The organism is Massilia sp. P2_C2, assembly GCF_056404615.1.
Map to the genome: position 1 here is coordinate 1 of NZ_JBFUDR010000443.1, position 3,764 is coordinate 3,764.

The following is a 3,764-nucleotide window of genomic DNA, read 5'->3' on the forward strand; positions in this document are numbered from 1 at the left end:
GTTCTGCGCCAGGCTGTTCGGGTCGTTGAACAGCATGAGCGTGTGCGCGGGCGTGCGGTCGTGCGCGGGGTCGACGGGGCTGCCGCGGCCACGCCCCGGCCGGAACACCCAGGCGATGCCGCGCCGCCGGAGCAGCCGGCGCACGAACGCGGCGTCGGACTCGTTGTACTGCATCGTCTGTTCGCGCGGCGGGAACTGGCGCACGTCGAACAGCGGGTCCAGCTCCAGCTCGAACGCATTGGCGAGGACCGTGTTCGACTGGCGCCATTCGTCGCACAGCAACTGCACGATCTCCAGCTCGTTCTGGTAGCGGAATACGCGGCTGTTGGTGCGCTTTTCCATCACGGCGAAGACATCGCGCAGGACCAGCTCGTAGCCGGCCAGGCCGCCGTCGGCGTCGCCCGCGCGTGCCTCGGTGACGATGCCGCACACGCTGCGCAGCTGGCCGCGGTCGGTCGCGAACTGCAGCTCGGCCGGTAGCGCGATCAGGTCCTTCAGCGCGATGTGCGGACTGCTGGCGAGGCACGCGACACGATAGTCGATGCCGCCGCAGACCGCCTCGCTGCCCACGACCCGCTGGGGCAGCAGCACGTCCTCCGCGAGCTGGCCGCCGTGGGCCAGGCGCAGGCGCATGGGCCGGTGCGCGGTGCTCAGGACCTTCTCGTGCTGCAGCACCCGCAGGAACTCGCTCGCGCTTTCCACTGTCTCTCCCGTGACCACGCCGCGGCTGCGGCACGAGATTGGATTCTTCCATGCTTGAACCGGCGCGGGATTGGCGTGTGTCAGAGTGCTTGGAGGCGAACTTCGGCGCGTGCGGATGGTCCCACACGACGCGCCGCGCGGGCGCGCGCGATGCGCCGCCGCGACTCGCGGGAACCCGTGCGCCACGAACGTGGTCGCGCACCATCGTCATCGATACAGGGTACGACCCATGTGCATCATGCGCGCCGCATCGCCGCGGCAGAAAACGTGAGGCCGGACTCAGCCCGCCAGCGCGGCCAGGCGAGGAATCGCCGCCAGTGCGTTCGCGTGGGTCGCGACGCGCACGGCGTCCGGGTCGAGCGCACGCATGTCGGCCAGCGCGGCGCCGATCGCGGGCAATTGTTCTGGACTGTTGCGGCCCGGGTGGATCCAGGCCGGCGAGATGTCCGGCGCATCCGTCTCGAGCACGATGGCGTCGATGGGCAGGTCGACCGCGAGCCGCCGGATCTGCAGCGCGCGCGTAAAGGTCATGGCGCCGCCGAAGCCGAGGTGGAAACCCGCGTCGATGAAGTTCTGCGCCTGCTGGAAGCTGCCGTTGAACGCGTGCGCGATGCCGCCGGGCGGGCGGATCTGGCGCACGTGCTTGAGCACCTGGTCCTGCGAACGGCGCACGTGCGTGAGGACCGGCAGTCCAACATCGCGCGCGATGCGCAGCTGCTCGCGCAGGAAGCGCTCCTGCCTGGCGCGCATCGCGGGCTCGCACAGCATGGGGATGAAGAAGTCCAGACCGATCTCGCCGATGGCCACGAAACGCGGATCACCCAGCGACGCCTCGACCTGGCGCCGCAGTTCGGTGAGGTCGTCGTCCGTCGCCTGCGGCACGTAGATCGGGTGGAYGCCCAGCGCATAGCTGGCATTCGGAACGTCATGCGCCAGCCGGCGCACCACGTCGAAATTGCCCCGCTCGACGGCCGGGATCACGATCATGCCGACACCCAGTGCCTGCGCGCGCCTTGCGACGGCACCGGATTCCGTGCCGAATTCGTGAGCGTCGAGGTGGCAGTGGGTGTCGATCCACATGATTCAGGCGTCGGCCGGTTGCAGGCCGTGTTCCGTCATCCGCAGCTCGCGGTCGCAGCGGCGCGCCAGTTCCGGATCGTGCGTGACGATGACGAACGCGGTGCCGAGCGTCTTCGACAGTTCCAGCATCAGGTCGAAGATGCCCTGCGCGGTCGCGTGGTCGAGGTTGCCGGTCGGTTCGTCCGCCAGCACGCAGGCGGGTTCGGTGACGAGGGCACGCGCGAGGGCCACGCGCTGGCGCTCGCCACCGGACAGCTCGCCGGGACGGTGAATGGCGCGCTTCGTCAGGCCCACGCGCGCCAGCATCGCCTGGGCGCGTTCGGCCGCCTCGGCGCGCGGCAGGCGCCGGATCAATAACGGCATCGCGACATTGTCCAGCGCCGTGAACTCCGGCAGCAGGTGGTGGAACTGGTAAACGAAGCCGAGGGAGCGGTTGCGCAGTTCCCCGCGGCGCGTCTCGGACAGGGTGGCGAAGTCCTCGCCCTGCAGCATGACGACGCCGGTCGTGGGCGTATCCAGGCCGCCGAGGATGTGCAGTAGCGTGGATTTGCCGGAGCCGGACGCGCCCACGATGGCCACGCGTTCGCCGCGGCCGATCGCGAAGTCGATGTTGTCGAGCACCTGGACGGCGTAGTCGCCCTGGCGGAAGGTCTTGCCGACGCCGCGGCACGCCAGTACGGCGGTATTCAGGTTCATATCATTCATAACGCAGTGCCTCCGCCGGTTTTACGCGCGATGCCGACCAGCTCGGATAAATGGTCGCGACGAACGCCAGCAGCACCGAGACGCCGCCGATCTTGAAAACGTCCGGCCAGCGCAGGTCGGAGGGGATTGTGCTGATCAAGTAGATGTCCTTGGACAGGAATTGCACGCCCAGCAGGTGTTCGATGAACGGCACGATGACGTCGATGTTCAGCGCCACCACGACGCCGAGCAGGACGCCGGCAACCGTCCCCATGATGCCGACCAGCGCGCCCTGGATCATGAAGATCTTCGTGATCGAGCGCGGTGACGCGCCCAGCGTGCGTAGAATGGCGATATCGGGCTGCTTGTCCGTGACGGTCATGACGAGCGTCGAGACGAGGTTGAACGCGGCCACCGCGATGATCAGCGTGAGGATGATGAACATCATGCGCTTTTCCGTCTGCACGGCGGCGAACCAGTTGGCGTTCAGCCTGGACCAGTCGCGCATGACCAGGTCGCCCGACATCGTGCGCTTGAGTTCGGCGGCCACGAGTGGGGCCTGGTGCATGTCGGCGATGCGCAGGCGCAGACCGCTCGGCGCGTCCAGCCGCTCCATGCGCTCGGCATCCTCGATGTCGATGAACGCCATGGCCGAATCGAATTCATAGTGGCCGGCCTCGAAGATACCGCTCACCGTGAACACGCGCGAGCGCGGCACCAGGCCGGCCGGCGTCGTCTGGCCCTGCGCCAGCAGCATGTTGACCTTGTCGCCGATGCCCACCCCGAGCGAACGCGCCAGCACGTAACCGAGCACGATGTTGAATTCGCCCGGACGCAGGCTGTCCAGGCTGCCCTGGCGGATCTGCTTCGCCACGTCGGACACCTTGTGCTCTTCGGACGGCAGGATGCCGCGGATGACGGACGGCTTCATCGTGTCTTCCCGCACGAGCAGGCCCTGGGTCTCGACGAACGGCGCCGCGCCGCGCACGGCCGGATTGCGGAAGGCTTCCTGCTCGGCCTGCCGCCAGTTCGGCATGGCGCCGTTGGCGTCGAATACTTCGATATGCGCGAGCACGGACAGCATGCGGTCCGTGACTTCCTTCTGGAACCCGTTCATCACCGACAGCACCACGATCAGCGCGGCCACGCCGAGAGCGATGCCGGACACGGAGATCAGGGAGATGAAGGAAATGAAGCTGTTACGCCCACTGCGCTTGCCGGCGCGCGTGTAGCGCAGGCCGACCAGCCATTCGTACGGCAGTTTGTGAATCAGACTCATGGGCTCCATGGGTAAATGC

4 protein-coding genes are annotated in these 3,764 nt (G+C 67.6%); all 4 read right to left on the reverse strand.

The genetic code is table 11. From position 1 onward, the window contains the following. Window positions 1-702, reverse strand: a 702-nt coding sequence (locus AC1DYX_RS29010) for a contractile injection system protein, VgrG/Pvc8 family (RefSeq protein WP_477265360.1), incomplete at its 3' end; no start/stop codon positions are given. A gap of 279 nt (window positions 703-981) precedes the next feature. Continuing rightward, window positions 982-1,782, reverse strand: a complete 801-nt coding sequence (locus AC1DYX_RS29015; protein ID WP_477265362.1) for a TatD family hydrolase — start codon at window positions 1,780-1,782, stop codon at window positions 982-984. Between the two features lie 3 nt (window positions 1,783-1,785). Then, window positions 1,786-2,487, reverse strand: a complete 702-nt coding sequence (gene lolD, locus AC1DYX_RS29020) for a lipoprotein-releasing ABC transporter ATP-binding protein LolD (protein ID WP_477265364.1) — start codon at window positions 2,485-2,487, stop codon at window positions 1,786-1,788. Beyond that, on the reverse strand, window positions 2,480-3,745 hold the full coding sequence (locus AC1DYX_RS29025; protein WP_477265366.1) for a lipoprotein-releasing ABC transporter permease subunit: 1,266 nt from the start codon (window positions 3,743-3,745) through the stop codon (window positions 2,480-2,482). Before AC1DYX_RS29025 ends, lolD begins: the two co-directional genes overlap by 8 nt. Window positions 3,746-3,764 lie beyond the last annotated feature (19 nt).